Source organism: uncultured Frigoribacterium sp. (assembly GCF_963515265.1).
Classification (GTDB): Bacteria; Actinomycetota; Actinomycetes; order Actinomycetales; family Microbacteriaceae; genus Frigoribacterium.
In genome coordinates this window covers 1-5,166 of sequence record NZ_CAUPYL010000183.1, presented here as the reverse complement: position 1 = coordinate 5,166, position 5,166 = coordinate 1, and the positions used below count along the sequence as shown (strand labels likewise).

Here is a 5,166-nt window from a genome sequence, read left to right as displayed (position 1 = left end):
GGTCGGGCCGCTGCGACGGTCGGGCCGCTGCGACGGTCGGACCGCTGCGACGGTCAGCCGGCCGCGGAGCTCAGAACGACGTGACGCCGTACAGCGGCCGCTCGGGCCTGAGCATCGAGCGCAGCGTCTGCACGGCACCGGCCCGGCGCTCCCGCACGAGACCCGCGGCCGCGAGCGTCACCGGGTCGACGCCGCCGAGCCACAGGCTGCCGAGGGTCGCGACGTCGACCTCGAGGTCCGCGCGACGCACGGCGGCGCGCTCGACCGTGCCCGCGCCTCCTGCGCTCGTCAGCCGCCAGGTGCCCGCGGCGTGGCCGAGGTCGTCCGAGACGGCGACGGTCACGACGCCGTCGGCGGCCCACGGCCGTGCGGAGAAGGCGGCGGGCACGTCGAGCAGGCGCAGCCAGACGTGGTCCTGTTCGTGCGTCGTGCTGAGGGCACGCGCGTCCTCCAGCGCGTGGACGAGGGGGTCGTCGAGCGGTGCGGCCGCCCACGTGATCGACGTGACGAGGTCGATCGCGAGCAGCAGCTCCCACAGCGCGAGGTACGCCTCGTCGGTCGCCGTCACGAGGTCGGTGACCTCGAGCACGGTCTCGGTCGGCTTCTCGGTCACGCGGTAGACGACGTACCCGTCGACCCGACCCGAGGAGGCGCGGTGCACGGCCCCCCGCAGGCTGCGGTCGGGCTTCTGGTCCTCCCCCGTCGCGAGCCCGAGCCGCCGGTCCCAGCTGCCGACGGGCCGGTCGATCGAGCCGGGCGTGCGGGCGTGGAACCGCGCGAACACCTCGCGCGCGACGGGCTCGAGGCGGGCGGTCGGCACGAGCTCGACGGTGCCCGTGGTCGGCCCGAGCAGCCGGACGGGGCGACGTCGGTCGATCGTCACGGTGCGCTCGCGGGTCGCCGTGCCGAAGCCGAACCGGCGGTAGATGCTCGCCTCGCTGGCGGTGAGCGCCGCGACGGCGAGGCCCGCCTCGGCGGCGCGGGCGAGGTCGTCGGTCATCATGCGGCGCAGGATGCCTCGGCGGCGGTGGGTGGGCTGCACCGTCACTCCCGAGATGAGGTGCGCGGGCAGCAGCGTGCCGCCGCCGACGTGCAGCGTGCGCTCGAACGACTCGAAGGTCGCGACGGGCCACTGCTCGTCGTCGAGGGTGCCGGGCCGCGGCTCGCGGGGCCAGGCGCCCGTCAGCACGCGGGCGTCGGCGACGGTGCGTCGGGCGTCTCCGGCCACGCCCTCCGGGGTGTCGATGCTCTCGTGGAACCCCAGACGGCACGCGGCGAACCAGGCGGCGGTCGCGTCGTCGTCGATCGCGGCGGGGAAAGTGCGGAGCTCGTAGGCGTCGTCGAAGGAGGTCACCCGACCAGGCTAGGGCCCTGGCCGCCCGCCGTGCAGTGCCGGGTCAGTCGATCGCGCGCTGCACCGTCTTGACCGGCAGCATGAGCACGAGTCCGGCGAGCAGCACCAGCGCGATGCCGACGATCCCGAACCGGGTGTCGCCCGTCAGCCCGACGAACAGCGTGAAGAGCCCCGGCGCCAGGAAGCTCACCGCGCGCCCCGTGGTCGCGTAGAGGCCGAAGATCTCGCCCTCGCGTCCGGGAGGCGTCACCCGCGCCAGGAACGACCGGCTGGCCGACTGGATCGGCCCGACGAAGAGGGCGAGCGCGAGCCCGAACACCCAGAACAGGTTCGTGGCCGTGCCGATCGCGAGCACCGCGAAGGCCGCGACGACGAGCCCGGCGAGGGCTCCGACGATGATCGTCTTCGCGCCGACCTTGTCGTCGAGCCAGCCGCCGACGAAGGTGCCGATGCCGGCGACGAGGTTCGCACCGACCGCGAAGTAGATGACCATGCTCGGCGTGAAGCCGAACACCTGGGCGGCGATGATCGCGCCGAACGTGAAGACGGCCGCGAGTCCGTCGCGGAACACGGCGCTCGCCAGCAAGAAGAGCAGCACCTGCCGGTTGGTGCGCCAGAGCTTCGCGATGGTCGAGCCGAGGAGGCGGTACGACCCCACGATCCCGACCCGAGGCCGTCCCGCCGCGGCGGGCAGCTCGGGCACGCTGAGCAGCACCGGCACCGCGAAGACGGCGAACCACACGGCCGCGACGACGATCGACAGGCGGACGTCCCACGCGCCGCCCTCGGTGCCGGTGGCGACGCTGAAGAGGCCGCCCCTCCCCTCCTCGCCGAAGCTCTGCAAGAAAGCGACGAGCAGCAGCAAGAGCAGCACGATGCCGCCGACGTAGCCGAGCCCCCAGCCGAAGCCGGACACCTTGCCGATGGTCTTCGGCGTCGAGACCTGCACGAGCATCGCGTTGTAGCTGACGCTCGCGAACTCGAAGAAGAGGTTGCCGACGGCGAGCAGCGCGGCGCCGAAGACGAGGTAGCCGGGGGCGGGCGCCACGAACACCATGGCGAGCATCGCCAGCACGACGAGGCCCGTGTTGATCGCGAGCCAGAGCTTGCGGCGCCCCGAGCCGTCGCTGCGCTGGCCGAGCACGGGCGCGAGCAGGGCGATCAGCACGCCGGCGATCGTCAGCGCCGTCGAGATGACGGTCGCGTTCTCGGCCTTGGCGAGCACGAGAGCGGGGTTGCGGGTGTCGTCGCCCGCCGCCGCGACGATCGCCGGGTCGACGAAGGCGCCGCTCGCGAGGTAGGTGCTGAACACGAACGAGGTGACGACGGCGTTGAACGCGGCCGAGCCCCAGTCCCACAGCGCCCACGAGACGACCCGGCGGCGGGGGATCGGGGTGGCGTCGGCGAGCGTCTGCGCTGCGGTCATGGGGGTCAACCTAGTCGGCGCCGGTGTCGCGGAGGAGGCGCTGCCTCCCTCTGGGGGCACGCTCGCGGGCACGGCCCGGTCCCGCTGGCCCACACCGCGCCTCCTTGAGTCGTTCTGGCTCAACTTTCAGGTTCACAGCTTGACTCGGCCGACACCGTGAGTAAAGTTGATGCCAGCGGACTCAAGGTCCGCGGCAGTCTTCCCGGTCCGCCGGGCACGCTCGCCCGGCCAGCCGGGCACCCCCAGACAGCACCGCACCAGAACGAAGGAGCGCCACCCATGGCACGTGCAGTAGGAATCGACCTCGGAACCACCAACTCGGTCGTCAGCGTCCTCGAGGGCGGCGAGCCCACCGTCATCGCGAACGCCGAGGGCCTCCGCACGACCCCCTCGGTCGTCGCCTTCACGAAGGACGGCGAGGTGCTGGTCGGCGAGACCGCCAAGCGCCAGGCCGTCACCAACGTCGACCGCACCATCGCGAGCGTCAAGCGCCACGTCGGCACCGACTGGAAGGTCGAGATCGACGACAAGAAGTACACCCCGCAAGAGATCAGCGCCCGCATCCTCGGCAAGCTGAAGCGCGACGCCGAGCAGTACCTCGGCGAGGACGTGACCGACGCCGTCGTCACCGTGCCCGCGTACTTCAACGACTCCGAGCGCCAGGCCACGAAGGAGGCCGGCGAGATCGCGGGCCTCAACGTGCTCCGCATCATCAACGAGCCCACCGCGGCCGCCCTCGCCTACGGCCTCGACAAGGGCAAGGAGGACGAGCTCATCCTCGTCTTCGACCTCGGCGGCGGCACGTTCGACGTGTCCCTCCTCGAGGTGGGCAAGGACGACGACTTCTCGACGATCCAGGTCCGCAGCACCTCGGGCGACAACCGCCTCGGCGGCGACGACTGGGACAACCGCATCGTCGAGCACCTCATCAAGAAGTTCAAGGACGCCCACGGCGTCGACCTGTCGACCGACAAGATCGCGAAGCAGCGCCTGAAGGAGGCGGCCGAGCAGGCCAAGAAGGAGCTCTCGTCGAGCACCTCCACCTCCATCCAGCTGCCCTACCTGACGCTGACGGCCGACGGCCCGCTCAACCTCGACGAGACCATCTCGCGCTCGCAGTTCGAGCAGTGGACGAGCGACCTGCTCGACCGCACCAAGAAGCCCTTCAACGACGTCATCAAGGAGGCGGGCGTCAAGGTCTCCGACATCGCGCACGTCGTGCTCGTCGGCGGCTCGACCCGCATGCCCGCCGTGACGGAGGTCGTCAAGTCGCTGACCGGCGGCCAGGAGCCCAACAAGGGCGTCAACCCGGACGAGGTCGTCGCCGTCGGCGCCGCGCTGCAGGCCGGCGTGCTGAAGGGCGAGCGCAAGGACGTCCTGCTGATCGACGTCACCCCCCTGAGCCTCGGCATCGAGACCAAGGGCGGCGCGATGACCAAGCTCATCGAGCGCAACACGGCCATCCCGACCAAGCGCAGCGAGACCTTCACGACGGCCGACGACAACCAGCCGTCCGTCGCCATCCAGGTCTTCCAGGGCGAGCGCGAGTTCACCCGCGACAACAAGAACCTCGGCACCTTCGAGCTGACCGGCATCGCGCCGGCCCCCCGCGGCGTCCCGCAGGTCGAGGTCACCTTCGACATCGACGCCAACGGCATCGTGCACGTGTCCGCGAAGGACAAGGGCACCGGCAAGGAGCAGTCGATGGTCATCTCGGGCGGCTCGTCGCTCTCGAAGGACGACATCGAGCGCATGGTCCGCGAGGCGGAGGAGAACGCTGCAGAGGACAAGGCACGTCGCGAGGCCAACGAGACCCGCAACAACGCCGAGCAGCTCGTCTACTCGATCGAGAAGCTGATCAAGGAGAACGACGACAAGCTGCCCGACGACGTGAAGTCCGAGGTCCAGGCCGACGTCGACGCCCTCAAGACCGCGCTCGCCGGCGACGACGACTCCGCGATCAAGCCCGCCTTCGACAAGCTCAACGAGAGCCAGTCGAAGCTCGGCCAGGCGATCTACGCGCAGAGCCAGGGCGAGCAGGCCGGCGCCGCGGGCGCGGCCGGTGCCGACGGTGCCCCCGCCGACGGCCAGGCCCAGGGCGACGACGAGGACATCGTCGACGCCGAGGTCGTGGACGACGACGACAACGACAAGAAGTAGGACGGTCTCCCCATGGCAGACGAGAACGGCAACACGCCTGACGAGCCGGTGGTGAACGACAAGCGCCGCATCGACCCCGAGACGGGCGAGGTGCGTCCCGAGCCGGCCGCCCCCTCCGAGGACGGCGGCACCGCCGCGGTCACCGACCCCGACGAGCTGATCGAGGCCGAGGCCCCCGACGTCGAGGTGCCCGCGGGCGCCGAGGCGCCGGCGGGCGCCGCCGAGG

Annotated in this window: 3 protein-coding genes and 1 pseudogene; 2 read left to right on the top strand and 2 right to left on the bottom strand. The window is 71.4% G+C overall.

Annotated elements, in window-relative coordinates:
- Window positions 1-70: 70 nt before the first annotated feature.
- On the bottom strand, window positions 71-1,354 hold the full coding sequence (locus RWM17_RS12060; RefSeq protein ID WP_314104007.1) for a GNAT family N-acetyltransferase: 1,284 nt from the start codon (window positions 1,352-1,354) through the stop codon (window positions 71-73).
- Between the two features lie 43 nt (window positions 1,355-1,397).
- The gene (locus RWM17_RS12055; protein ID WP_314104005.1) at window positions 1,398-2,780 is read right to left on the bottom strand and encodes an MFS transporter; all 1,383 of its coding nucleotides are present in this window, start codon (window positions 2,778-2,780) and stop codon (window positions 1,398-1,400) included.
- A gap of 279 nt (window positions 2,781-3,059) precedes the next feature.
- Here RWM17_RS12055 and dnaK point away from each other — a divergent pair, with 279 nt between their 5' ends.
- Together dnaK and RWM17_RS12045 are read left to right on the top strand one after the other, a co-directional pair.
- Window positions 3,060-4,940 carry a molecular chaperone DnaK gene (gene dnaK, locus RWM17_RS12050; RefSeq protein WP_314104004.1) on the top strand — a complete coding sequence of 627 codons (1,881 nt, stop codon included), beginning with the start codon at window positions 3,060-3,062 and terminating at the stop codon, window positions 4,938-4,940.
- 12 nt (window positions 4,941-4,952) lie between these two features.
- Window positions 4,953-5,166, top strand: a pseudogene (locus tag RWM17_RS12045) (nucleotide exchange factor GrpE); the annotation flags it as partial.